The sequence below is a fragment of the Pseudogemmobacter lacusdianii genome, assembly GCF_030848395.1.
GTDB lineage: Bacteria > Pseudomonadota > Alphaproteobacteria > Rhodobacterales > Rhodobacteraceae > Pseudogemmobacter > Pseudogemmobacter lacusdianii.
In genome coordinates this window covers 144,704-167,282 of sequence record NZ_JAVDBT010000006.1, presented here as the reverse complement: position 1 = coordinate 167,282, position 22,579 = coordinate 144,704, and the positions used below count along the sequence as shown (strand labels likewise).

Annotated in this window: 26 protein-coding genes; 16 read left to right on the top strand and 10 right to left on the bottom strand. The window is 62.0% G+C overall.

Going from position 1 to position 22,579, the window contains the following annotated elements; translation table 11 throughout:
- Positions 1-3 precede the first annotated feature (3 nt).
- From Q9295_RS08085 to Q9295_RS08075, 3 genes are read left to right on the top strand one after another with little or no spacing between them, the layout of a single operon-like run.
- Positions 4-999: an ABC transporter ATP-binding protein gene (locus tag Q9295_RS08085; RefSeq protein ID WP_306680027.1), complete on the top strand. Its 996-nt coding sequence runs from the start codon at positions 4-6 to the stop codon at positions 997-999.
- Positions 996-1,967: an ABC transporter ATP-binding protein gene (locus Q9295_RS08080; RefSeq protein ID WP_306680026.1), complete on the top strand. Its 972-nt coding sequence runs from the start codon at positions 996-998 to the stop codon at positions 1,965-1,967. The genes Q9295_RS08085 and Q9295_RS08080 overlap by 4 nt, the downstream gene beginning before the upstream one ends.
- Positions 1,968-3,785, top strand: a complete 1,818-nt coding sequence (locus Q9295_RS08075) for a S9 family peptidase (RefSeq protein ID WP_306680025.1) — start codon at positions 1,968-1,970, stop codon at positions 3,783-3,785. It abuts the gene before it with no gap.
- A 69-nt stretch (positions 3,786-3,854) separates the two neighbouring features.
- Here the strand turns inward: Q9295_RS08075 and Q9295_RS08070 are convergent, their stop codons facing one another.
- Positions 3,855-4,613 (bottom strand): DUF1013 domain-containing protein, encoded by a 759-nt coding sequence (locus Q9295_RS08070; RefSeq protein WP_306680024.1) that lies wholly within the window; start codon positions 4,611-4,613, stop codon positions 3,855-3,857.
- Between the two features lie 122 nt (positions 4,614-4,735).
- Here Q9295_RS08070 and Q9295_RS08065 point away from each other — a divergent pair, with 122 nt between their 5' ends.
- Positions 4,736-5,371 (top strand): ribonuclease T2 family protein, encoded by a 636-nt coding sequence (locus tag Q9295_RS08065; RefSeq protein ID WP_306680023.1) that lies wholly within the window; start codon positions 4,736-4,738, stop codon positions 5,369-5,371.
- 162 nt (positions 5,372-5,533) lie between these two features.
- Here Q9295_RS08065 and Q9295_RS08060 read toward each other — a convergent pair whose 3' ends face one another.
- Both Q9295_RS08060 and Q9295_RS08055 read right to left on the bottom strand, forming a co-directional pair.
- Positions 5,534-6,526 (bottom strand): NAD(P)H-quinone oxidoreductase, encoded by a 993-nt coding sequence (locus Q9295_RS08060; RefSeq protein WP_306680022.1) that lies wholly within the window; start codon positions 6,524-6,526, stop codon positions 5,534-5,536.
- Positions 6,527-6,584: 58 nt separating this feature from the next.
- Complete coding sequence (locus Q9295_RS08055) at positions 6,585-7,259, bottom strand: COQ9 family protein (protein ID WP_306680021.1); 675 nt, start codon at positions 7,257-7,259, stop codon at positions 6,585-6,587.
- 107 nt (positions 7,260-7,366) lie between these two features.
- On the opposite strand from Q9295_RS08055, the gene rpsU reads away from it, so the two are divergent.
- Positions 7,367-7,573 carry a 30S ribosomal protein S21 gene (gene rpsU / locus Q9295_RS08050; RefSeq protein WP_082400860.1) on the top strand — a complete coding sequence of 69 codons (207 nt, stop codon included), beginning with the start codon at positions 7,367-7,369 and terminating at the stop codon, positions 7,571-7,573.
- Positions 7,574-7,754: 181 nt separating this feature from the next.
- On the opposite strand, the gene Q9295_RS08045 is transcribed toward rpsU, so the two are convergent.
- The 3 genes from Q9295_RS08045 to Q9295_RS08035 all read right to left on the bottom strand — a co-directional run bounded on the left by Q9295_RS08045 (position 7,755) and on the right by Q9295_RS08035 (position 9,262).
- On the bottom strand, positions 7,755-7,994 hold the full coding sequence (locus Q9295_RS08045) for a hypothetical protein (protein ID WP_306680020.1): 240 nt from the start codon (positions 7,992-7,994) through the stop codon (positions 7,755-7,757).
- Between the two features lie 120 nt (positions 7,995-8,114).
- Positions 8,115-8,783 carry an aquaporin gene (locus Q9295_RS08040; RefSeq protein WP_306680019.1) on the bottom strand — a complete coding sequence of 223 codons (669 nt, stop codon included), beginning with the start codon at positions 8,781-8,783 and terminating at the stop codon, positions 8,115-8,117.
- A gap of 14 nt (positions 8,784-8,797) precedes the next feature.
- A complete protein-coding gene (locus Q9295_RS08035; RefSeq protein ID WP_306680018.1) occupies positions 8,798-9,262 on the bottom strand; it encodes an Lrp/AsnC family transcriptional regulator in 465 nt (154 codons plus the stop codon).
- A 140-nt stretch (positions 9,263-9,402) separates the two neighbouring features.
- Between Q9295_RS08035 and ald the strand changes: the two genes are divergently transcribed.
- Positions 9,403-10,521, top strand: coding sequence for an alanine dehydrogenase (ald, locus tag Q9295_RS08030; RefSeq protein ID WP_306680017.1), 1,119 nt, complete (start codon positions 9,403-9,405; stop codon positions 10,519-10,521).
- A 55-nt stretch (positions 10,522-10,576) separates the two neighbouring features.
- Here ald and mscL read toward each other — a convergent pair whose 3' ends face one another.
- Both mscL and Q9295_RS08020 read right to left on the bottom strand, forming a co-directional pair.
- Complete coding sequence (gene mscL / locus Q9295_RS08025; protein WP_306680016.1) at positions 10,577-10,948, bottom strand: large-conductance mechanosensitive channel protein MscL; 372 nt, start codon at positions 10,946-10,948, stop codon at positions 10,577-10,579.
- 153 nt (positions 10,949-11,101) lie between these two features.
- Complete coding sequence (locus Q9295_RS08020; protein ID WP_306680015.1) at positions 11,102-12,049, bottom strand: L-threonylcarbamoyladenylate synthase; 948 nt, start codon at positions 12,047-12,049, stop codon at positions 11,102-11,104.
- Positions 12,050-12,158: 109 nt separating this feature from the next.
- Between Q9295_RS08020 and Q9295_RS08015 the strand changes: the two genes are divergently transcribed.
- From Q9295_RS08015 to Q9295_RS07975, 9 genes are all read left to right on the top strand, one after another.
- A complete protein-coding gene (locus tag Q9295_RS08015; protein WP_306680014.1) occupies positions 12,159-13,853 on the top strand; it encodes an acyl-CoA dehydrogenase in 1,695 nt (564 codons plus the stop codon).
- Between the two features lie 81 nt (positions 13,854-13,934).
- On the top strand, positions 13,935-14,957 hold the full coding sequence (locus Q9295_RS08010; protein ID WP_306680013.1) for an MBL fold metallo-hydrolase: 1,023 nt from the start codon (positions 13,935-13,937) through the stop codon (positions 14,955-14,957).
- A 3-nt stretch (positions 14,958-14,960) separates the two neighbouring features.
- Positions 14,961-15,449 (top strand): DUF6173 family protein, encoded by a 489-nt coding sequence (locus Q9295_RS08005; RefSeq protein ID WP_306680012.1) that lies wholly within the window; start codon positions 14,961-14,963, stop codon positions 15,447-15,449.
- A 143-nt stretch (positions 15,450-15,592) separates the two neighbouring features.
- Complete coding sequence (locus tag Q9295_RS08000; protein WP_306680011.1) at positions 15,593-15,742, top strand: aa3-type cytochrome c oxidase subunit IV; 150 nt, start codon at positions 15,593-15,595, stop codon at positions 15,740-15,742.
- A gap of 8 nt (positions 15,743-15,750) precedes the next feature.
- Entirely contained in the window at positions 15,751-16,383 is a 633-nt protein-coding gene (locus tag Q9295_RS07995; RefSeq protein ID WP_306680010.1) for a hypothetical protein, read from the top strand.
- A gap of 143 nt (positions 16,384-16,526) precedes the next feature.
- Positions 16,527-17,126, top strand: a complete 600-nt coding sequence (mobA, locus tag Q9295_RS07990; RefSeq protein ID WP_306680009.1) for a molybdenum cofactor guanylyltransferase MobA — start codon at positions 16,527-16,529, stop codon at positions 17,124-17,126.
- Entirely contained in the window at positions 17,123-17,617 is a 495-nt protein-coding gene (mobB, locus tag Q9295_RS07985) for a molybdopterin-guanine dinucleotide biosynthesis protein B (RefSeq protein WP_306680008.1), read from the top strand. The genes mobA and mobB overlap by 4 nt, the downstream gene beginning before the upstream one ends.
- Positions 17,618-17,627: 10 nt before the next feature.
- Positions 17,628-18,509: a molybdopterin guanine dinucleotide synthesis gene (locus Q9295_RS07980; protein WP_306680007.1), complete on the top strand. Its 882-nt coding sequence runs from the start codon at positions 17,628-17,630 to the stop codon at positions 18,507-18,509.
- On the top strand, positions 18,506-19,087 hold the full coding sequence (locus Q9295_RS07975) for a GNAT family N-acetyltransferase (protein ID WP_306680006.1): 582 nt from the start codon (positions 18,506-18,508) through the stop codon (positions 19,085-19,087). Before Q9295_RS07980 ends, Q9295_RS07975 begins: the two co-directional genes overlap by 4 nt.
- A gap of 4 nt (positions 19,088-19,091) precedes the next feature.
- On the opposite strand, the gene Q9295_RS07970 is transcribed toward Q9295_RS07975, so the two are convergent.
- Together Q9295_RS07970 and greA are read right to left on the bottom strand one after the other, a co-directional pair.
- A complete protein-coding gene (locus Q9295_RS07970) occupies positions 19,092-20,120 on the bottom strand; it encodes a hypothetical protein (RefSeq protein WP_306680005.1) in 1,029 nt (342 codons plus the stop codon).
- Positions 20,121-20,122: 2 nt separating this feature from the next.
- Complete coding sequence (gene greA / locus Q9295_RS07965) at positions 20,123-20,593, bottom strand: transcription elongation factor GreA (protein ID WP_306680004.1); 471 nt, start codon at positions 20,591-20,593, stop codon at positions 20,123-20,125.
- A gap of 258 nt (positions 20,594-20,851) precedes the next feature.
- Here greA and Q9295_RS07960 point away from each other — a divergent pair, with 258 nt between their 5' ends.
- The gene (locus tag Q9295_RS07960; RefSeq protein WP_306680003.1) at positions 20,852-22,498 is read left to right on the top strand and encodes an electron transfer flavoprotein-ubiquinone oxidoreductase; all 1,647 of its coding nucleotides are present in this window, start codon (positions 20,852-20,854) and stop codon (positions 22,496-22,498) included.
- The last annotated feature ends 81 nt before the right edge of the window (positions 22,499-22,579 follow it).

Genomic DNA, 22,579 nt, shown 5'->3' with positions numbered 1-22,579 from the left:
CGCATGACCCAATCAAACCCCGAACCGCTGCTCTCACTCCGCGACCTCTCGGTCCGCTTTCGCATGGAGGGTGGGCGCACCGTGGCCGTTGACAGCGTCGACCTCGACCTCGCCCCCGGTGAGGTGCTGGGGATCGTCGGCGAGAGCGGCTCGGGGAAAAGCCAGATCCTTTACGCCTTGATGGGGCTTCTCGCCTCAAACGGTGAGGCGCGGGGCGAGGCCTGTTTTGACGGCCAAGATCTCTTCACGCTCTCACCGCGCCTGCTAGACCGGGTGCGCGGGTCTGAAATCTCGATGATCTTCCAAGATCCGATGACCAGCTTGAACCCCTTTATGCGGGTTGGCGATCAGCTGGCCGAGGGGTTGATCGTGCATCAAGGCATGTCGAAAGATGCCGCCAAGGCCGAGGCGGTGCGGATGCTTGATCGCGTGCGCATCCCCGATGCCGCCAGCCGCGCGCGGCGCTATCCGCATGAGTTTTCGGGCGGGATGCGGCAGCGCGTGATGATCGCGATGGCGCTGTTGGCGCGGCCAAAGCTTTTGCTGGCCGATGAGCCGACCACGGCCTTGGACGTGACCATCCAAGCGCAAGTACTGGATTTGATGGCGGAACTTGGTCGTGAGACTGGCACAGCCATTATCCTTGTCACCCATGATTTGGGCGTGGTGGCGCGGCTTTGTGACCGGGTCATGGTGCTGTACGGTGGCCGCGTGATGGAAGAGGCGCAAGCCGAGGCGCTCTTCGATACGCCGTCGCATCCCTATACCAAGGGCCTTTTGGCGGCGATGCCTCGGCTGGAGACCGAGCTGACGCCGCGGCTGGGCACCATCCCCGGCACGCCGCGCTCGGCCGGTCGCGAGGTCGCGGGCTGCCCCTTCGTTGCCCGCTGCGAAGTGCGCCTGCCGATATGCACCACCGCCCGCCCCACCTTGCGCGGGGTGGCAGGCCTTGAACCCAGCCGCCGCACCGCCTGCCATTTGACCGGAGCCCCAGCATGAGCCTTCTGGAAGCGCGCAATCTTGGCGTTGGCTACACGATTCCCGGCGCGGGTCTCTTTGGCGCGCCTCGGCATTTGCCGATCGTGCATGAAGTCTCGCTCAGCCTTCAGCCGGGCCGCACGTTGGGGGTGGTGGGCGAATCCGGTTGCGGAAAATCTACCCTTGGCCGGGCCTTGTTGCAGCTTATCCCCTCTAGCGCGGGGCAGGTGTTCTGGCAGGGGCAGGATATGGCGAAGATTCCCAATCTGCGCCGCCGCCGGTCTGAAATGCAGATCATCTTCCAAGACCCGATCGCCGCTTTGGATCCACGCATGACGCTGGGCAAAATCGTGAGTCGGCCGCTTGCGACATTTGAGCCTGAGTTGAGCAAAGCCGCCGCCCGCGCCCGCGCGGTTGAGGCATTGCAGCAGGTCGGTCTTTCGGCGGATTTCGCCGACCGCTATCCGCATGAGCTGTCGGGTGGCCAAGCGCAACGGGTGGGGATTGCCCGCGCCATTGTGGGGCGCCCGAAGATGATCATCTGCGATGAGCCGGTCTCGGCCTTGGATGTGTCAATCCAAGCGCAGGTGATTAACCTCTTGATGGACCTGCAAGAAAGCATGGGTCTGGCGCTGGTCTTCATTTCGCATAACCTCGCCGTGGTGCGGCACATCAGCCATGAGGTGATGGTGATGTGTCTGGGCCGGGTGGTTGAAAAGGCCCCGCGCTCTGAGTTCTACGCACGCCCTCTGCATCCTTATTCCAAAGCGTTGATGGATGCAGTGCCCGAGCCTGATCCGAGGCGCGAAAAGGGCCGTGTCGGCACGGCTTTGCCCGGCGAATTGCCTTCGGTTTTGAACCCGCCGAAAGGCTGCGTCTTTGCCACCCGCTGCCCCTTGGCCGCGGAGATGTGCCACAACTCACGGCCGCTGCTGCGCGAGGTTGCGCCCGAGCGCCATGTCGCCTGCCATTTCGTTGAAGGTGCCTGAATGACTGATCTCGCCAAGCTCTGGTCCGAACTGCCGCAGATGACGAACATCCATGCCAGCGGCGATGGTAAATGGGCATTTTGGTGCTGGGCTGGGCTTTCCGAGACGGAGAACGTTTGGTGCGTGCCCTTGGATGGATCCGCTCCGCCGCAGCAGTTGACCCAAGGCACGGATCATTACCAAATCCGCGATGTGAGCTCTAACGGCAACCAGTTGATCCTGGCACAGTCGCGGTTCGGCAGCGATCAGGACCAGCTCTTGCTTCTGGATCGCAGGCTGAACCATCTGCAGCCGCTGACCCCGGCGCAGGATCGCCACTACCTTACGGGGGGCTCCTTCACACGCGATGAGACGGGCATCATCTTCGCCGCAGATTTCGACTATGAGACGGATGAGGTCACGCAAGGCTGCTGTATCTGGTGGCAAGACATCAGGACCGGGACGCGCAGTTGCCTCGGGCGCAGCGACGGGCCGCTTGGGGTGGGGCCGAAATTCTCGCCGAGCAGGGAGCTTATCCTTTGGCACCGCCATGATCGCGCGCCCGGAGGCTCTCAGCTTTGGGTGATGACGGCCGCTGGTGCGGGACATTCGGAGGTCCTGAACCTTGGCCCCACGAACAACGCCCGTGGGACGTGGATCGATGACGACCGGATCGCGGTGGTCGCGGATGTCGAGGGGCAGGACCGGCTTGGCATTTTGACGCTTTCCTCGGGCGAGATGGAGTGGATCGCCGCGGAGCCCGCGCTTTTCCCGCATGATTGCCTTGCGGGGACAGGGGCGGCTTTCCTTTGCATCCACCATGAGCAAAGCCATACCCGTGCCGCTTTGGTGCAGGGGCGCTCGATTGCCCCGCTGCCCAATCGCTCTGGCCGCCGCAGCCTTTTGCCTCATGCCGCTTTGCCGAATGGCGGCTGGCTGGCCGAGGCCTATGACGCCGATGCCCCGCATGAGCTGGTGGCCGTCGCGGCGGATGGCAGCTGCCGGGTGATCGCGCGCGCGCCCAATCCCGCCGCGCATGCGGGCATTGCTCCAGAGGATTTCCGCTGGACCGCCGCAGATAGCCGCCCGATGCAGGGCTGGCTCTACCGCCCCAAAGGCACGCCGCGCGGGTTGATCGGCTATATTCACGGCGGGCCAACCTGGCATTCCGAGGATTGGATGAACCCCAAGATCCAGTTCTGGCTCGCCAGTGGCTTTGCCGTGCTTGATCCCAATTACCGCGGCTCCACCGGGTTCGGCTTTGCGCATCGCGAAGCGGTGAAAGACGATGGTTGGGGGGGGCGTGAGCAGACCGACATCCGCGCTGGGCTTGAGGCGGCCCGCGCCACCGGCATTCCAGGCCCCGTAGCCCTGGCGGGCAACAGCTATGGCGGATTTTCCAGCTGGTACGCGATCACCCGCTTTGCCGATCTGGTGACGGCTGCGATCCCGATGTGCGGCATGTATCGGCTGGATATCGACTACCACGCCACCGAGATGCCGCATGGCAAGGCCTATTCCGAAGAGATGATGGGGGGCACGCCCGAGGAGTTGCCCGAGAAGTACGACAATGCCTCACCGGGGCGGTTTATCGAAGATATCCGGGGCCATGTGATGATCGTGCATGGGCTGGCCGACACCAATGTCGGCCCTGAAAACACCCATGTCGCGGTGCGTGAACTGACCGAGGCTGGCATCCCGCATGAGGTTTTGCTTTACGATAACGAAGGTCACGGCGTTTTTCGCCGCAGCAATGTGGAGGATTATCTGCGCCGCAGTGAAGATTTCCTCAGCAAAGCTTTCGCCGCAGGACGGCGAGATCAGGCGCGGGGCGGCTAGCCCTTAAGTCCAAAGAAAAAGCCCGGATCCTTGCGGAGCCGGGCTCTGTTCTTTTGAAAGATCGGGGCCTTAGCGGCGGTCGTCCTCGTCTTCTTCATCATCATCCGACCCGCCGGGCAGGTTGAAGAAGCTGTCAGCATCCGAGAAATCGCCCGCCGGAGCTTCTTCTTTCTCTTCTTCGCCAAAGACCTCGAGACCGGTCAGGCCGGTCGGCATTTTCGGCTCTTCCGCCGCCATGCCCAAGGACTGCTCGGTCGAGACCAGCTTGCGGCGCTCGTCGTCGCTCATCACGCCGCCTTCGGCTGCCTTCTTGCGGGCGGCTGCTTGCACCGCGGTATCCAGCTCGGACTGTTTGCACAAGCCAAGCGCCACCGGGTCGATCGGGGTCATGCTTTGGATGTTCCAATGGGTCCGCTCACGGATCGATTGGATGGTGGGCTTGGTGGTGCCGACCAGTTTGCCAATGGCACCATCCGAAAGCTCGGGGTGGAATTTCACCAGCCATAGGATCGCATTCGGGCGGTCTTGGCGCTTCGACAAAGGCGTGTAGCGCGGGCCACGACGCTTGTCCTCGCCCACGGCCGAGGCGATGAATTTCAGCTTCAGCTTATAGAGCGGATCAGCCTGACCCTTCTCAATCTCAGCCGGGTCGAGTTGGTTGTTGCTGACCGGGTCGAAGCCTTTGACCCCGCCGCCGACGTCGCCATCAGCAATGCCCTGCACTTCCAGCTCATGCATCCCGCAGAAATCCGCGATCTGACGGAAGGTCAGCGTGGTGTTGTCCACCAGCCAGACAGCGGTTGCGCGCGCCATGATCGGCTTGTTCATCTCTGGCTCCTTTACAAATCTTCCCCGGGCCGGGAAAACGGCTGCGGGCCCGGCCCGCAAGTTCTCCGATGTGGGGAATTCACTTGCCATATACTGTCAATCGCAGTGAAGGAAAAGTCAAAATGCGTTTGGTCCTTTGCCTCTTGGCGGTGCTATTGCCTTTTGTGGCAAGGGCGGATGGTGAAAAGGCGGGGGTCTTTGACCATTATGTGTTGGCATTATCTTGGTCCTCAGGTTGGTGCGCCGCCACGGGCGATGCGCGGGATGATCCGCAATGCGATAGGGGCCGGGGGCTGACCTTTGTGCTGCACGGGCTATGGCCGCAGCATGAACGCGGCTGGCCGCAATATTGCCGGACAACCGAGCGCGATCCGACGCGCGCCGAGACCGCGGCGATGGCCGATATCATGGGCAGCTCGGGCCCGGCATTTTATCAATGGAAAAAGCACGGCCGCTGTTCAGGCCTTTCGGCCGAGGCTTATTTCGAGACGTCTCGGCTGGCATATGACAGCGTGAAAGTGCCGCCGGTCTTTGATGAGATCTCTAAGCGGTTGAAAGTCCCGGCCGAGGTGATTGAGAGCGCCTTTCTTGAGGCGAACCCGCAACTGAGCCGCGACCAAGTCACCATCACCTGCCGTGATGGCCGCATCCAAGAGGTGCGAATTTGCCTGACCAAGGATCTTGAGCCGCGCCGCTGTGGCCCTGACACAATCCGCGATTGCAAAATGAAGGATGCCATTTTGGAAGCGGTCCGCTAACCAATTTGGCGCGGCGGGCTTTATAGAAAAGCAGGAAAGTGACGCTGGACTAAAGGCTTATGGGCGCAGCAATTCCGCGCCCATAGATTGCGATATGCGCTTTTGCCTATTGAAGCGTTCCGCGCGGCCCGATTGAATTTGGGCCAAAGAAAAGCCCGCGGCTTACTCTTCGACCTTCAGAACGATCTTGCCGATATGGCCGGGCGCTTCGATCCGCCAATGCGCTTGCGGGGCATCGGGCAGGGGGTATTCACTGTCCATCACCACCCGCAAAGCGCCGCGTGCGATCATCGGCCAGACCTGCGCTTCGACCTGAGCGGCGATCTCGGCCTTGGCGGCTTCGCTTTGCGGCCGCAAGGTCGAGCCGGTGATGGTCAGCCGCCGCGTCATCACCTCGGCAAAGTTCACCTCGGCCTTGGCACCTTGCAGGAAGGCGATCTGTACGAGACGGCCATCATTGGCCAAAGCCTTGATATTGCGCTGGATATAGGCGCCGCCGACCATATCCAAAATCACATCCGCGCCGCCCGCTTGGGCCATCAGATGCGACCAGTCGCGGTCGCGGTAGTTCCAAGCCTGCTCAACGCCCAAATCCTTGCAGACTTGGCATTTCTCTTCCGATCCGGCGGTGGCAAAGACCCGCGCGCCCAAGGCTTTCGCGATCTGGATCGCCGTGGTGCCAATGCCCGAGGTGCCGCCATGCACCAAAAGCTTCTGCCCGGCTTTCAGCTTGCCGCGCATCACCAGATTGGACCAGACGGTGAAGCAGGTCTCGGGCAGGCAGGCGGCTTCGCGCAGCGACAGCCCCTCGGGCACTGGCAGAGCATGGGCCTCATGCGTCACGGCATATTCGGCATAGCCGCCGCCGGGCAGCAGCGCGCAGACCTTGTCGCCGATCTTCCAGCGCGTGACACCCGGTCCGCATTCCACCACCGTGCCCGAGCATTCCAACCCCGGCAAAGGCGAGGCGTCGGGCGGCGGCGCATAGGCACCGGCACGTTGCAAGGCATCAGGGCGGTTCACCCCAGCATAGGCGACGCGGATGACGATCTGGCCATGCGCGGGCATCGGAACTGGCACCGAACAGGGCTTCAGCACATCCGGCCCTCCGGGGGCCACGATCTCCATCGCCAGCATGGAATGCGAAAGGGTCATCTACGGTCGTCCTTCACTCTGTCTTAACGTCTTTGAGGCCAAATCTTCGGCAGGGTCTTCAGTCTTGGCAGCGGCCCGGCAGGTCATCCGCTATCTTTGGCGCATGAATCCTTTCCAAAACCTTCAAAGGCCCGTTGAGCAGCGCCTTCCCCAGCGGGTTTTTCGCAAAAGCCGCCTTGGCCTTTTCAAATTGCATCACGCCTTCAATGCGGCGGTCGAGGAAATCCCAAGTGGCATGGTGATCGGAGGATTCATCTCCCAGCCAGAACAGAACCGTCGCGCCATAGACGGCTGAGAGCGTGGCGCGTTTGGAATACCAATTGATATCGTCCGATGTGTCGCCAAGCGCGGTCCAGATCGCATCCGCCGTGCCCCAGATCGCCTTGGCCCCCGCCGCGCTGTTCTGTGGCAAAGCAAAAAGCGCCGATCCGCGGCGCACTGCCTCACTGTCCGCAGCCTCAAGCCGCAGACGCACCGCCAAAGCCACCCGCTCGCGGAAGCGCAAAGCGCCCAGATCCTGATCCGCCAATGCGCGGATCATCGCCCGGTCGCCGGCGCGGTGATAGGTCAAAGCCAGATCCAACCCGCCCCGAGGGAACAAAGCCCGCGCCAAAGCCAAGGGCTGACCCGAATCAGCCGCCGCCGCCTTCAGGGTCATCTCGGACCAGCCGTCAAAGGGCACATGCGCCATCGCAGCCCCTAAAATCGCCTCACGCGTCGCTTCTTCGGCCATATCGTCTCACTTTCCGCGTCAACGGTGGACAGCTTGCCCCCCATTTGCTATGGGGCGCGAGCCTGCACATTAGTGCAACTCTAGCTTAGGAAGGTGGTGACAACCACATGCAGGTCAGCGTCCGTGACAATAACGTCGAACAGGCACTCCGTGCCCTGAAGAAGAAACTTCAGCGTGAAGGCGTTTTCCGCGAAATGAAGCTCAAGCAGCATTTCGAGAAACCGTCGGTCAAGAAAGCGCGCGAACAGGCCGAGGCAATCCGCCGCGCCCGTAAACTCGCTCGCAAGAAGGCTCAACGCGAAGGCGCACTCTGAGATTTCTCAGGCGTTAGCGAAAGCTGGGACCGCAAGGTCCACAAGGTCAACCCCCGCGCCCTCGGCCGGGGGTTTTCTTTTGGCTGTTGAGCTTCTTTCGGGGGCTTAGGGGCAGATGTGAAAAGAGCCGCCCCATTGGACGGCTCGATGCAATCGGCTTAAACTTTAAGAGCGGTTGCGCTTAGCGCGGGCCGAGGATGCGCGCGATTTCAGCCTCGCGCGAGGTGCCGCGGTCTTGCAGCTGGGCATCGGTGCAGCGGACCAGACGGTTCAGCTCACGCACGCGGTCATGCGCGGTGAAGAGCAGGTCGAGCCCGTTGACGAAAGCTTTGCCAGCGCGGCGCAGGTGGTCAAAAGCGGTGGAAAGCGGCGAAGTGTGAAGCGTAGCTTGGTCCGACATCGGAACCTCCAGGGTCATCATGGCAGGCGGATCCTGCTCTTGCTTAACTGGTCCCGAAGCGGTCGCAGGACAAGCGCCACTCTCGCAACCCCGCCTTGCGTTTGCTGCAATGCAGCATGATCGGTCAGGAGGGCTTGTTGGCTAATTGCTCTGCGCTGGTGTTTTGGGCAGGAACAGCCAACTGCCAAGCGCAATGGCGGCCAAAGCGCCCAAGGCCTCGGCGATCAGATAGGGCGGTAGATCGGCAGCGCGCAGCCCGCCCGGTGCTTCGGTGAAGACCCGCGCCACGGTGATCGCGGGATTGGTAAAGGCGCTGGAGGCGGTGAACCAATAGCCCGCCGCCACATAGGCTCCGACGATGGCGGGCACATTGGCCCGCGCCGCAATCCCGCCAAGGGTGACAAAGACCAAACCAAAGGTGGCCAAGGCTTCTGCGAACCACAGCGGCCAACCGCTTCGAATGGTCTCAGACCATTGCAAAAGCGGCTGGTCAAACATCGCATGCACCAGCGCCACCCCGATCAAAGCCCCGCAGATCTGCACTGCCATATAGGCCAAGGCCTGCCCCGGCGGGAACTCGCCGCGCAAAGCAAAGGTCAAAGTGATCACCGGGTTCACATGCCCGCCCGAGACCGGGATCATCACCGTGATGATGATGTACAAGGCCAGTCCTGAGGCGATGCCATTGGCCAAAAGCGCCAGCCCCGGATCCGAGGTCAGACCTTGCGCCATCACCCCAGCGCCGATCGCCGCTATGGCCAGAAAGCCGGTGCCAATGCCCTCGGCCAGAAGTTTGCGCGCGGTCAGCATGGGGACACCTTCGGTTAGACCGGCAAAGCCGTTGTCTTCAGCACCTCGCGTAGAGCGAAGCTTGATTGCATCTGCCGCACGCCGGGCAGGCGGCTCAGGTGTTGGCGGTGGATGCGGGCGAAATCCTCGGTATCCTCGGCCACGATCTTTAGAAGGTAATCGGCCGAGCCTGCCATCAGATGGCATTCCAAGATATCGGGCACCCGCGCCACCTCGCGCTCGAAGGCGTCGAGCAGTTCTTCGGCCTGCGATTCCAAAGTGATCTCGACGAAAACCGTGGTCGGCTTGCCCAAGCGGCGGGCATCGACCAGCGCCACATAGCCAGCGATATACCCGTCTTCCTCAAGCCGCTGCACCCGCCGGTGGCAGGCCGAGGGCGACAGGTTCACCCGCTCGCTCAGCTCGGCATTGGTGATGCGGCCCTCTTTCTGCAAGGCCGCAAGAATCCTGCGGTCGGTGGCGTCAAGGGCACTTTCCACGGTGATATTTCCTGCGAGCTGGGCCTTTCAGCGCGATTTTTACCGCATGGCGCAGGTTTCGCCAGCGAAATGTCAAAACATCAACGGTGAAAGTGGCGCAGGATTTTCCGCGGACCATCAGGGTCCTTGGGGAGGATAGAATGAGAATTGGTTGCCCGAAAGAAATCAAACCGCAGGAGTTTCGCGTCGGGATGAGTCCCGACGCGGCGCGCGAGGCCATCGCACATGGTCATGAGGTGATGATCGAGCGCGGGGCGGGCCTTGGGGCCGGTTTCGCCGATGCGGCCTATCAGGCGGCAGGCGCGCAGATCATTGAGACGGCGGAAGAGATCTTTGCCCGCGCGGATATGATCGTGAAGGTCAAAGAGCCGCAAGCGGCAGAGCGGAAACGGCTGCGGGAGGGGCAGCTTTTGTTCACCTATCTGCATTTGGCCCCGGACCCTGAGCAGACCAAAGACCTTTTGGCCTCGGGTGCGACCTGCATCGCTTATGAGACGGTGACGGATGCGCGGGGCGGTCTGCCTTTGCTTGCACCCATGTCCGAGGTGGCGGGGCGGCTGGCACCACAGGTCGGCGCATGGACGCTACAAAAGGCCAATGGCGGCTCGGGCGTTTTGCTTGGCGGCGTGCCGGGCGTGGCGCCGGGCAATGTGGTGATCCTTGGCGGCGGTGTCGTCGGCACGGCGGCGGCGCGGGTCGCGGTTGGCATGGGCGCGCGGGTCACGGTTCTTGATCGCTCGCTGGCGCGGCTGTCTTACCTTGATGACATTTTCCACGGCCAATTGGTCACGCAATATTCCAGCGCGGGCGCTGTGGCCGAACTGATCAAGACCGCTGATATGGTGGTGGGGGCGGTGCTGATCCCCGGCGCGGCCGCTCCTAAGTTGATCTCCCGCGCGCAGCTGAAAGAGATGAAGCAAGGCTCGGTTCTCGTCGATGTGGCCATCGATCAAGGCGGCTGCTTTGAGACCTCGCGCGCGACCACCCATCAAGACCCGATCTATGAGGTCGATGGCGTGATGCATTACTGCGTGGCCAATATGCCCGGAGCGGTGGCCCGCACTTCGACCCAAGCTTTGGGCAATGCGACCATGCCCTTCATGCTGGCTTTGGCGAATAAAGGTTGGAAACAGGCCTGCGGCGAGGACAAGCATCTGCTGAATGGTCTGAACATCCATGCCGGAAAGCTGACCTATGCGGCGGTGGGCGCGGCGCTGGGCCTGCCCTCGATCTCGGGGGCCGAGGCTTTGGCGCTTTAACCCCTAAAAGCAAACGGCCTGCGGTTGTCGCAGGCCGTTTGTCGTTTCGCGTGGCTTACTTCTTCTTCAGCTCAACCAGAATGTCGCGCAGAAGTTCGTTATCGGTGGGGCCGGCCGGCTCTGCCGGGGCTTCGACCTTCTTCGGCATCATACGGTTCACAGCCTTCACCAGAAGGAAGACCACCCAAGCCACGATCAGGAATTTGATCACAGCGTTGATGAAGTTGCCGTACATGAATTGCGCATCGCCAAGGCCGAAGCTCAGCCCGCTGAAGTCCACACCGCCGGCGACCAAGCCGATCAGCGGGTTGATGATGTCATCCACCATCGAGGTCACGATGGCAGTGAAGGCGGCACCGATGACAACACCGACGGCCAGATCAAGCACGTTGCCACGCGCGATGAAAGTTTTGAATTCATTAAGCATTTGAACGTTTCCTTACCCAGTTCCGTCTCTTTTCGGACGGCGCCCAACACCCGCGCTCCGCTGCGCTGGGCGAATCATGCCACAAAATTGTCGGCGGCTTAACGGGGAAATGTTGCCTATAGACGGCAAGTTTTTACTGGCGGTGCGCGGAGCTTAGGGTCTGGGCGCTGCGGCGCGGCCCAAACGGTCGTTGATCGCCCGCCCCAAGCCTTGCTGCGGGATGGGGGCAAAAGCAATGCGACCTTGCTCTCCGGCCAGAAGATCCGCCTCGCGCAGAAGGTGGAAGAGATTGGCCGCGGCCTCGACAAGATCACCGCTGGCTGAGAGCGTCAGATCGCCCACGACCGAGCCAAAGCCAACCAGCACCTCACCCGGCTCGGCCGATAGGGCGTTGAGCCGCAATGCAGCCCCCGGCGCGTAATGTGAGGCGAGTTGCCCCGGCGCATTCGGCGTCTCAGCGCTGCCGCCGATCTCTAGCGCCATGCCCAAAGCCGCCTCCAAAGCCTCGGCCGGGATGCCGCCGGGGCGCAAAAGCTGCGGCGTGCCGGCAAGGCCCAGAATGGTCGATTCCACCCCGACCGCCGAAGCGCCGCCATCGACCACCGCCGCAATTCGCCCCGACAATCCGTCGATCACATGTTGCGCCCGCGTGGGCGACACTCGGCCCGAAGGGTTGGCCGAAGGCGCTGCAATGGGTCGCCCTGCCGCTTGCAAGATCGCTTGCGCCAAAGGATGCGCGGGCACCCGGATTGCCACAGTGTCATGCCCCGCCGTGACCAAGGGCGAAAGCCCCGCATGAGCGCGCAAAGGTAAAACAAGCGTCAATGGACCGGGCCAAAACGCCTCGGCCACTGCGCGGGCGCGCGCGTCGAAATGCGCGTATCGTTCTGCCACCTCAAGGCTTGGAACATGGGCGATCAACGGGTTGAACCTTGGCCGGCCCTTGGCGTCAAAGATCATCGCCACCGCGCGATCATCGCTGGCATCACCGCCCAGACCATAGACGGTCTCGGTCGGGAAAGCGACGAGCTGCCCCTGCCGCAACAGCCGAGCCGCTTCAGTCACGCCATCGTTATTCTGCGGTAAAATAAGGGTATGCATCTGACGCAGCGTCCGTCTTGAAGGTGTTGTAGCTTGCGCTAGCCTGCCATAATCGCAACGCGCCTCCTATCACAAGACGCATATCTTATTCTGTTTGGACGGAGCCTCTATGTCCTATCGTGCCCCCGCTGACGATCATCGGTTCATCCTTGAGCAGGTGGTGAATTTCAATGGAGTGGCCGCGACCGACCGTTTCACTGATGCAACGCCCGACACTGCCAGTGCCATTCTGACCGAAGCCGCCCGGCTTTGTGATGAGGTGATCGCGCCTTTGAACCGCAATGGTGACCTGACGCCCGCGCGGCTGGAGAATGGCGTTGTCCGCGCCTCGCCCGGCTATGCCGAAGGCTATCGCGCCATCGCCGAAGGTGGCTGGGTTGGGCTTGCGGCCAATCCGGAATTCGGCGGCATGGGTCTGCCGATGGCTTTGAACACGGCGGTGAATGAGATGTTGGCGGGCGCTTGCCTTGCCTTGCAGCTGAAGCCTCTGCTGACCCAAGGCCAGATTGAAGCTTTGGAGCATCATGCCTCGGATGAGCTGAAAGCTTTGTATCTGCCGAAGCTGATTTCCGGCCAATGGTCGGGCACGATGAACCTGACCGAGCCGCATGCAGGCTCGGACGTGGGCGCGCTGAATTCGACGGCCAAGCCCAATGATGATGGGTCTTATGCGGTCACTGGCCAGAAGATCTTCATCACTTGGGGTGACAGCGACATCGTTGAGAACGTTTGCCATCTGGTGCTGGCGCGTCTGCCCGATGGTGCCCCCGGCACGCGCGGCATCTCGCTTTTCATGGTGCCGAAATACCTGCCCGATGCCAATGGCAACCCGGGTGAGGCGAACAGCCTGAAGGTCGTGAGCCTTGAGCATAAGCTGGGCATCCACGGCAGCCCGACCTGTGTGATGCAGTTCGACGGCGCCAAGGGCTGGCTCGTCGGCGGGCCGCACAAAGGCATGGCAGCGATGTTTACCATGATGAACAACGCCCGCCTCGGCGTGGGCGCGCAAGGTGTGGGCGTGGCCGAAGCCGCGCTGCAACAAGCGCTGCAATATGCGCAAGACCGCGTGCAGGGCAAAACGCCCGAGGGCGTGCCGGGTATCATCGGCCATGCCGATGTGCGCCGGATGCTGGCCGAATCTCGGGCCGAGGTTTTTGCCGCCCGCGCGATCTCGTTGGCTTGCGCGGTCGCGATCGACATGGGCACCGCGACGGATGATCCGGCGTGGAAGGCCCGCGCGGCATTGCTGACGCCGATTGCCAAGGCTTACGGCACCGATATCGGCTGCAAGGTCGCAGACACCGGCGTGCAGATCCACGGCGGCATGGGCTTCATCGAGGAAACGGGTGCAGCGCAATTCCTGCGCGATGCTCGGATCACCGCGATTTACGAAGGCACCAACGGCATTCAAGCGATGGACCTCGTGGGCCGCAAGCTGATGGATGGTGGCGAAGCGGCTTTGCGGATGATCGCAGAGCTGGAGGCGACCGCGAGCGGCGCCCGTGCCGCGCAGCCCGAACTGGCCGAGGATCTTTGGCAAGCGATTGAGGCTTTGCGCGAGACCACCGACAGTCTGCTGGCGCTGGAGATGAACGACCGCTTTGCCGGTGCCGTGCCCTATCTGCGTGGCTTTGCCTTGGTTTTGGGCAGCGCCTTCCATCTGAAAGCCGCTTTGGCCGAAGCCAGCCGTCTGCCCTTGGCGCGGGTGATGATCCGCCGCTTGCTGCCCGAGCATCAGGCTCTGTTCGCCAGATCCTTGCAGGGCGCGGCCGATTTTTACGCGCTCTCGCCCGAGGCGCTTTAAACCCCCCTCCGCCGCCCGGTGCATAAGGCGCTGGGCGGCGGACTGGCTTGATTCCTTTCGCCAAATTGGCGAGGACAGGGCATGAGTGATGCCCTGCAATTCCCCTTCCCCGAGCCTCCCGCCCCCGGCCAAGCTGCTGAAGTTGCCCCCGGTGTGCTTTGGCTGCGCCTGCCGCTGCCGATGGCTTTGGATCATGTGAACATCTACGCGCTGGAAGATGGTCCCGGCTGGACCCTGATCGACACTGGCATGAGGTCGCGCCGGGGCGAGGCTTTGTGGCAGGAGATTCTGCAAGGCCCCTTGGCGGGCCGTCCGGTGACCAAGGTCATCTTGACCCATCACCACCCCGATCACGTCGGCATGGTTGGCTGGTTCCAAGAGCGCGGGGCTGAGCTTTACGCCACCCGTACCGCTTGGCTTTACGCCCGTATGCTGACGCTTGATGTGCAAGAACAGCCCTCGCCGCAAGCGATGGCTTTCTGGGCCAAGGCCGGTCTGTCGGCGGAGCGTCTGGCCGCGCGCCAAGCCGAGCGGCCCTTCAACTTTGCCGATGTGGTGCATCCTTTGCCGCAGGGCTTCACCCGGATTTCTGAAGGCGATGTGCTGCGCATCGGCGCGCGCGATTGGACCGTGCGGCTGGGCAGCGGTCATGCCCCAGACCATGCCACGCTTTGGACCGATGGTCTTGTCTTGGGTGGCGATCAGCTGCTTCCCGGCATCTCGGCCAATATCGGCGTTTACCCGACCGAGCCCGAGGCAGATCCCTTGGCCGAATGGCTGCAAAGCTGCGCGGCATTCGAGCCCTATGCGAAAGACAGCGATCTGATCCTGCCGGGGCACAAATTGCCTTTCACCGGTCTGCCCTTCCGGCTGCGCCAGATGATCGATAATCATCTGAGCGCCCTTGAGCGGCTTTTGCAGCATTTGGAGACGCCGAAGACGGCGGTCGAGTGCTTCCCCGTCCTTTTCAAACGCCCGATAGGTCCTGCCGAAGAGGGGCTGGCTTTGGTTGAGGCGGTGGCGCATCTCAACTGGCTCTTGCACCGGGGGAAGGTTTCCCGTTCCTTAGGGAAATCAGGCGCATATCACTGGGAGAGACTTTGAGCGATGGCCGAGGCAACAGACACCAAGGCCAAGCGGCCGGCTCAAGATTCGACCAAGGTGAAGGCGAAGACGGCAGCAAAGCCCTTGGCCAAACTGCCGCCACAAGGCGAGGTCGCAGTTCCCGAAGTCTCGCAAGCTGAGGGGGCTGAGGCGCCGAAAAGTCCGGCCGCTTGGGCCTATGAGCGGCTGGTGCGCTACATCCGCAGCTTCGAGCAGCAGCTGGACGCGACCCAAGAGATCGCAATGGGCTTTGCCGGCAGTGACGCTGGCGTGCTGCGGATCGAGGGCTTGGGCTATTATGACCCCGATATTGTCACGTTCTACGGGCGTGACGAATCGGGGATGAAGACCCAGCTCATCCAGCACGTCACCCAACTGTCGGTGATCCTGCGCGCGGCTCCGAAAGAGCAGCCGCAAGAGCCGCCGCGTCGCATTGGATTTGCGCTCAACACCGGCTGGAACGGTGGCGAATCCGGCGACGCCTCGGCCTGAGGCAAAGGCTTGGGCACAGCTCGCGCCGCCAATTGCCACAGCTTGCACAGATCGGCCCCGTGCGACGGCTTGCCCCGTGACAGCGCTGGCTGGATCGGCTATGCGGAAGGGGCAATTGAACCGAAGACGGGACCCGAAGACAGATGGCCGATCACTCGCAAGAAAAGCACGTTCACGGCACGATGGACATCCGCGCGCAAGAAAAGACCTTCGCAGGCTTCATCCGCATGTCGGTTTGGACCGTGGTCATCGTGGCCGTTGTCTTGGTCTTCTTGGCCCTGAGCAACGCCTGATCGCCCAGATGGTGCGTTTTGCCCTTGCCCTGTTTGGCCTGCTGACCCTCGCTGCCTGTGGCGGTGTCGATAACACCTATGCTCCGCAGGAGAAGGTGGACGCGGCCCGCTACGTTGAAGGTCCGCCGACCTATATTGTGCTCTACACCGGTGTGAATGACCGCAATGGCTCGGGCGCGCATTCGGCGCTTTTGATCAACGCCTCGCAACGGGTGTTGTTCGATCCGGCGGGCAGCTATGAGAACCCCAATGTGCCGGTGCAGGGCGATGTGCATTACGGAATCACCGACGCGGCTTTGGCCTCGTTCACCGATTTCCATGCCCGCGATACGGCAACGGAAAAGTTCCATATTATTGAGCGCAAGCTTTACGTCTCGCCGCAAACGGCCGAGCTGATTTTGCAGCGCGTGCAGGCCAATGGCCCGGTGCCCAAAGCGCAATGCGCCAATTCGATCTCGGGCATCCTGCGCGGCGTGCCGGGGTTCGAGGGGCTGAAATCCAGCTGGTTCCCGATTGCTCTGGGTGAATCCTTCGGCAAGCTGCCCGGCGTGCAGACCCGCAAGATCACCGAAGAAAACGACGGCAGTGAGAATCACAACGTTGTTTTCATCGACAAAGACGGCAATCCAACCAAAATTTGACCTAAAGCGGCCCCTTAGGGGGCTGCAGCCCTTGGCGCGCTTGGCCCTTGCGGGTCGGGCGGCCTAATATTGCGTGGCTGCCACATGGCGGCAAAGCTGCGGGCGGCAAAGCTGCGGGCGGCAAAACTGGGGCGGAGGATTAAGTGCGGATCTTCGGAATCATACTCGCCGGCGGTGAGGGGCGGCGTATGGGAAGCTCGGATGCCGGCGCTGACAAGGCCTTGCTGCCTTTGGCGGGACGACCTCTTTTGGCGCATCTGCACGAGCGTCTTGCCCCTCAGGTCGAAGAATTGGCTGTGTCTGCCAATGGAGATGCCGCGCGGTTCGCGGCGTTCAACCTTCCGGTTTTGCCCGATACGGGCTCTTTCGGGCCGCTTTCCGGCGTGCTGGCAGGGCTTCAATGGGCGCAATCCCAAGGGGCCGATGCTGTGGTCTCGGCCCCGGTCGATGCGCCTTTCGTGCCCCAAGATCTGACGCCTCGGCTCTTGCTGGCGGCGGGTGGAGTTGGACCTGCGCTGGCGCGGTCGGGCGGGCGGCTGCATCCGACCTGTGGGCTTTGGCCAGTCACTTTGATCCCGGCTCTGGCGGCGTTCCTTGCCTCGGGCGTGAAGCCTCGGGTCACCGATTTCGCCCATTCGCAGGGCGCCGCGGTTGCTGATTTCCCCGATGATGGCGCATTTACCAATCTTAACACGCGCGAGGATTTGGCGGCAGCCGAAGCCCGCATCACAGGTGCGGCATGAAGGTCTACGGCGTCATCGGCTGGAAAAACTCGGGCAAAACCAGCTTGATGGAGCGTTTGGTGGCCGAGATCACCGGGCGCGGCTTCACGGTCTCGACCGTTAAGCATGTCCACCATGATGTGGACTTGGATATCCCCGGCAAGGACACCTATCGCCACCGGGTCGCCGGGGCGTCGGAAACCGTGCTGGCCTCGGCGCATCGCTTCGCGCTGATGCGCGAGCATCGCGGGGCCGAGCCTGAATTGCCCGAAGTTCTGGCGCGCCTTGCCCCCGTCGATCTGGTGCTGGTTGAGGGCTATAAGCGCGACGCCCATGCCAAGATTGAGGTTTGGCGGGCCGAGACCGGGCAGGCTTTGATCCAGACCCATGATGCTTTGGTGCGGGCTGTTGCCACCGATGCCGCGCTGGATCTGCCGGTGCCGGTCTTGGATCTGAACAACACCGCCGCGGTGGCCGATTTCATCCTGCGTGAGGTGGGACTTGCGCTTTGATCGGGTGATCATGGCTGATTGGTCGGCGGCGAATCTGCCGACCTCGGCGATCAATCGCTCGAATGCGATTTGGCTGGGTTGTCATGATGCCGAGGGCGGGGCCGAGTGGCATCACCGCACCCGTGCCAGCGCCGAAGAGCAACTGATGACGCTGATCGAGATGGCCGAAGGCCAGCGGCTCTTGATTGGCTTTGATTTCTCAATGGCTTACCCTGCTGGCTTTGCCGAGAAGCTGACCGGCAGTGCCGACCCGCGCGCGATCTGGCGCTGGCTGGCCGAGGTGGTTGAGGATGCGCCCGACAACCGCAACAACCGCTTTTCCGTGGCGCAAAGCATCAATGCGCTATTCCCCGAAGGCCCCGGCCCATTTTGGAGCCACCCGACCGAACAGGATTGGCCCGGCCTGCCGCCGCGCCGTCATGGCATTGCTTATGACGCCTTGGGCTTGGCCGAATTTCGCATCGCCGAAAGCCTGACCCCGGGCGCGAAATCGCCTTGGATGCTGTTCAATCCGGGCTCTGTCGGCTCGCAAACCTTGCTCGGCCTGCCGATGATCCACCGACTTGCCAGCTTGCCCGGCACGGCCGTTTGGCCCTTCGATCCGCCCGAGACACTCTCAGAGGCGCGGGTGGTTCTGGCCGAGGTTTACCCCTCGCTGATCGCCGGCCCCGTGGCGATCGAGGCGAACCGTCGCAACCTGCCGCGCGATCAGGCGCAGGTGCGGCTGATGGCCCAAGCTTTGTGGAGGCTCTCGCAGCAAGAGGCCTTGGCGCCTTTGCTCGACTGCCCGGCCGAGGCGGCGGAAGAGGGCTGGATCCTTGGCTGCAACGATCCTGCGCTGCTGGCCAGTGTCTTGCAGGACGATGCCCAACTGGGCGGGGCCCTGCGATGATCCAGATCACGAAAGGCTTCCCCGAGGATCAGCGCGCCACCGTGGCCGCGCTTTATTGGGAGGCCTTTGGCGGCAAGCTCGGCAAGGTCTTTGGACCCGATGCGCGCGCCTTACGCTACATCACGCAGATCATGCGACCGGATCATTGCTGCGTTGCCATCGATCCTTCGGGTCGCGTGCTGGGCGTTGCGGGGTTCAAAACGCCTGAGGGCGGCTTTGTGAATGGCACTTCTGCCCAGATGCAAGCGGTCTACGGCTGGTTCGGCGCGCGCTGGCGCGGGTTTGCGCTTTGGCTTTTGGCGCATGAGGTTGATAACGAGAACTTCCTGATCGATGGGATCGCCGTCACCCGCGCGGCGCGGGGGCAGGGCATTGGCACCGCGCTGCTTGAGGCGCTGTGCCAAGAGGGCCAAGCGCGGGGGTATGCCTCGATCCGGCTTGAGGTGATCGACAGCAATTGGCGCGCCAAGGCGTTATATGAGCGGCAAGGTTTTGTGGTGGGACGCACCGATAGACTTGGGCTTTTGGGCTTGGTCTTTGGGTTCAAAGCGGCCACCACCATGCTCCGGCCGCTTTAGGGCGTTAGTCGAATACCCCGGCGACACGACCGATCAGCATGAAGGCGCGGGCGGTGCGGGTGTCAGCCAGATCGACCAGCTCGGCATCGCTGGCATTTTGTTCAAACGCGGTGAAGTTGCGATCGAAGGTGCGCAGGAAGTGATGCGCGGCATCGCGGAAGATCGTGTCTTCACGCATCCGCGCCGAAGTCAGCGCCAAGGAAGATCGGTCGCGGATGCCGCCCAAAGTGGCCACCGAACGGCCACGCTCCCCAGCGGCAAAGCGCCGCCAGACATCGGGATGCGCCATTTCGGGCTTAAGGTCATCCATATAGATGCCCTCTTGGCTCAGCAAAGTCAGCACATCCTGCGCCGAACGGATCAGCTTGGCGACCGAGCGGTCTTCCAGCGCCATGCGTAGGGCGCGAAACCCCTCTTTGTCATCGGGGCTTTCGGGGAAGTTCAGCGCCCGCACGAAGTCACCCAGATCCAGCGGGGCCCGCATATCTTCGGGCGGAGTGCCAAGCGCCAGCCGCGGCTCTTCTGCCTCGGGCTCAGGGCGCGGCGGGGCCATTGCGGCTTTGCGATCGGCGGAAGGCACGCTCAGCGCTGTGTCGCGACGGCTGGAGAACGTGGCCAAAACGCTTTCGGCCTGCCGGGTGGCGGCGGCGATCTCTTCCAGCTTCTTCTCAACCTCAGGCGACACCCCCTGCGGCTGCATCTGCCCCGAGGCCTGCACATAAGAGCTGCGCATCGCATCGACCGAGGCCTGCAGTCGGGCCGCCTCGGCGCGCAGATCGCGCACCGAGCGCAGGGTAATCACCGCCACCCAGATCAGAGCCAGCGGCAGGAACACAATCAACAGGGTCATCACCAGTCCCAAAGTCTTCACATCATCTCCGGGGGGCGAGGTAAAAATGTAACTCAGAACCGCAATCACCCAGACCAGAGACATCCCCGTCGCAACCCCCTCGATCAGCCGAGAAGGCTGTGCCGAAGGGGCCTCGGCGGTGAGGCCTTTAGAGCGGGGCAATGGCGCGGGATCGCGGGCCATATTTAGATATAGCGCACCGAAAGGATTTCATACGAGCGTTGACCGCCCGGCGTGGCGACATCAACGCTGTCACCCTCTTCCTTGCCGATCAAGGCGCGTGCGATCGGCGAGCGGATGTTGAGCAACCCGGCTTCGATATTCGCTTCGACCTCGCCGACGATTTGGAAGGTCTTTTCTTCTTCCGAATCTTCATCCAGCAAGACAACCGTCGCGCCAAATTTGATCGCGCCCGAGAATTTCGACGGATCCACCACTTCGGCCAGCGACATCAGCCCTTCGATCTCTTTGATCCGACCTTCAATGAAGCCCTGCTTTTCGCGGGCGGCATGGTATTCGGCATTCTCCGACAGATCGCCATGCGCGCGGGCTTCGGCAATATCCCGGATCACCGCAGGCCGCGCCTCGGTTTTCAATTGCTTGAGTTCTTCATCCAGCGCGTCAAAACCGCGCCGGGTCATCGGGATCTTTTCCATAACGTCCACCAGTCAAAAGAGAAGACATGGTCTGGGGGTTTTCCCGGACCATGTCTTCGTGTCTGCTCATGACCAGATCAGCGCATGAGGGCAAGAATTGCAAGCGGCAATGCCGAAGAATTGGGCAGGCTCTTGCCTGCTGGCAAGAATGTTTCCTTACGGCAGCAAGATGGCGATCTGATGTTGCGTTAAGGTTGACCTTGGCATGACCATCGGGCAACTAGCTGCGGGGAACCAGCGGGAAGCGGAAATTAAGCCATGAGCCAGGTCCAGCGCGAGAGCATGGAATATGATGTCGTCATCGTCGGAGCGGGGCCTTCAGGCCTATCCGCCGCGATCCGGCTGAAACAATTGGACCCCGATATGTCGGTGGTCGTGCTGGAAAAGGGTTCAGAGGTCGGCGCGCATATCCTTTCGGGTGCGGTGCTGGATCCTGCGGGTCTCGACGCTTTGCTGCCCGACTGGCGCAATATGAACGCGCCGATCAAAACCGAGGTGAAAGAGGATAACTTCTACATCCTCGGGCCGGCGGGCAAGGTGAAGATCCCGAACTTCCCGATGCCGCCTTTGATGAACAACCATGGCAATTACATCGTCTCGATGGCGAATGTCTGCCGTTGGATGGCGGGCGTGGCCGAAGGGCTTGGCGTTGAGATCTTCCCCGGCATGTCTTGCTCGGAGTTGGTCTATGATGGCGACCGCGTGGCCGGCGTCGTTGCGGGCGAGTTTGGCCTTGATGCCACCACCGGCGAGCCGGGTCCGTCTTATGAGCCGGGCATGGAGTTGCGCGGCAAGTATGTCTTCCTGTCGGAAGGCGTGCGTGGCTCTTTGGCCAAGGAAGTCATCGCGAAATACAACCTCTCGGAAGGTCATGAGCCGCAGAAGTTCGGCCTTGGCATGAAAGAGATCTGGGAGATCGATCCCAAGAAGCACAAGCTGGGCACCGTCACCCATACGATGGGCTGGCCGCTTGGCTCGAACGCGGGCGGCGGTAGCTTCATCTACCACCTTGAGAACAATCAGGTTTACGTCGGCTTTGTGGTTCACCTGAACTACAAAAACCCCCACCTCTATCCGTATATGGAATTCCAGCGCTTCAAGCACCATCCGATGGTGGCCGAGCTTCTGGAAGGCGGCAAACGCGTGGCTTACGGCGCGCGGGCGATCTCGGAAGGCGGCTATCAGTCGATGCCGAAGATGGTCGCACCGGGCGTCGCAATGCTGGGCTGTTCGGTTGGCATGGTCAACGTGCCGCGCATCAAGGGCAACCACAACGCCATGCTCTCGGGCAAAGCTGCCGCTGAGGCCGCGCATGCCGCGATCAAAGCGGGCCGGATGGGCGATGAGCTCAATGATTACGAAGCCGAGGTTCGCGGCGGCGCGATTGGCAAAGACCTGAAAAAGGTCCGCAACGTCAAACCGCTCTGGTCGAAATTCGGTCTGGTCGCCAGCTTGATGGGCGGCGGCATCGACATGTGGATGAACACCTTTGGCATGACGATTTTCGGCACGCTGAAACATGGCAAGACCGATGCGGCTTCGACCGGCAAGGCCGCCGATTACAAAGTGATCGACTATCCGAAGCCCGATGGGAAGCTGAGCTTTGACCGTCTGACCAACGTGGCCTTCTCTTTCACCAACCATGATGAGAGCCAGCCCGCGCACCTGAAGCTGAAGGATCCTTCGATCCCGATCGGCGTCAACCTGCCGCTTTATAACGAACCGGCACAGCGCTACTGCCCGGCAGGCGTTTACGAGGTTTTGGGCGAAGGCGCAGATGCATCCTTCCGCATCAACTTCCAAAACTGCGTCCATTGCAAAACCTGCGACATCAAAGACCCCAGCCAGAACATCAACTGGACGACGCCGATGGGCGGTGGCGGTCCGAACTACCCCAATATGTAAGAACGACCGAAGGGGCAGCGTTTCGCTGCCCCTTCACGCAACTGTCAGGGGCCTGGCCGCTTTGGCCCCTCTTGCAACACG

Coding starts and splice junctions, on each gene's coding strand:
- Q9295_RS08085 (WP_306680027.1), top strand. CDS start 4: ATGACCCAATCAAACCCCGAACCGCTGCTCTCACTCCGCGACCTCTCG.
- Q9295_RS08080 (WP_306680026.1), top strand. CDS start 996: ATGAGCCTTCTGGAAGCGCGCAATCTTGGCGTTGGCTACACGATTCCC.
- Q9295_RS08075 (WP_306680025.1), top strand. CDS start 1,968: ATGACTGATCTCGCCAAGCTCTGGTCCGAACTGCCGCAGATGACGAAC.
- Q9295_RS08070 (WP_306680024.1), bottom strand. CDS start 4,613: ATGAACAAGCCGATCATGGCGCGCGCAACCGCTGTCTGGCTGGTGGAC.
- Q9295_RS08065 (WP_306680023.1), top strand. CDS start 4,736: ATGCGTTTGGTCCTTTGCCTCTTGGCGGTGCTATTGCCTTTTGTGGCA.
- Q9295_RS08060 (WP_306680022.1), bottom strand. CDS start 6,526: ATGACCCTTTCGCATTCCATGCTGGCGATGGAGATCGTGGCCCCCGGA.
- Q9295_RS08055 (WP_306680021.1), bottom strand. CDS start 7,259: ATGGCCGAAGAAGCGACGCGTGAGGCGATTTTAGGGGCTGCGATGGCG.
- rpsU (WP_082400860.1), top strand. CDS start 7,367: ATGCAGGTCAGCGTCCGTGACAATAACGTCGAACAGGCACTCCGTGCC.
- Q9295_RS08045 (WP_306680020.1), bottom strand. CDS start 7,994: ATGATGACCCTGGAGGTTCCGATGTCGGACCAAGCTACGCTTCACACT.
- Q9295_RS08040 (WP_306680019.1), bottom strand. CDS start 8,783: ATGCTGACCGCGCGCAAACTTCTGGCCGAGGGCATTGGCACCGGCTTT.
- ald (WP_306680017.1), top strand. CDS start 9,403: ATGAGAATTGGTTGCCCGAAAGAAATCAAACCGCAGGAGTTTCGCGTC.
- mscL (WP_306680016.1), bottom strand. CDS start 10,948: ATGCTTAATGAATTCAAAACTTTCATCGCGCGTGGCAACGTGCTTGAT.
- Q9295_RS08020 (WP_306680015.1), bottom strand. CDS start 12,049: ATGCATACCCTTATTTTACCGCAGAATAACGATGGCGTGACTGAAGCG.
- Q9295_RS08015 (WP_306680014.1), top strand. CDS start 12,159: ATGTCCTATCGTGCCCCCGCTGACGATCATCGGTTCATCCTTGAGCAG.
- Q9295_RS08010 (WP_306680013.1), top strand. CDS start 13,935: ATGAGTGATGCCCTGCAATTCCCCTTCCCCGAGCCTCCCGCCCCCGGC.
- Q9295_RS08005 (WP_306680012.1), top strand. CDS start 14,961: ATGGCCGAGGCAACAGACACCAAGGCCAAGCGGCCGGCTCAAGATTCG.
- Q9295_RS08000 (WP_306680011.1), top strand. CDS start 15,593: ATGGCCGATCACTCGCAAGAAAAGCACGTTCACGGCACGATGGACATC.
- Q9295_RS07995 (WP_306680010.1), top strand. CDS start 15,751: ATGGTGCGTTTTGCCCTTGCCCTGTTTGGCCTGCTGACCCTCGCTGCC.
- mobB (WP_306680008.1), top strand. CDS start 17,123: ATGAAGGTCTACGGCGTCATCGGCTGGAAAAACTCGGGCAAAACCAGC.
- Q9295_RS07980 (WP_306680007.1), top strand. CDS start 17,628: ATGGCTGATTGGTCGGCGGCGAATCTGCCGACCTCGGCGATCAATCGC.
- Q9295_RS07975 (WP_306680006.1), top strand. CDS start 18,506: ATGATCCAGATCACGAAAGGCTTCCCCGAGGATCAGCGCGCCACCGTG.
- Q9295_RS07970 (WP_306680005.1), bottom strand. CDS start 20,120: ATGGCCCGCGATCCCGCGCCATTGCCCCGCTCTAAAGGCCTCACCGCC.
- greA (WP_306680004.1), bottom strand. CDS start 20,593: ATGGAAAAGATCCCGATGACCCGGCGCGGTTTTGACGCGCTGGATGAA.
- Q9295_RS07960 (WP_306680003.1), top strand. CDS start 20,852: ATGAGCCAGGTCCAGCGCGAGAGCATGGAATATGATGTCGTCATCGTC.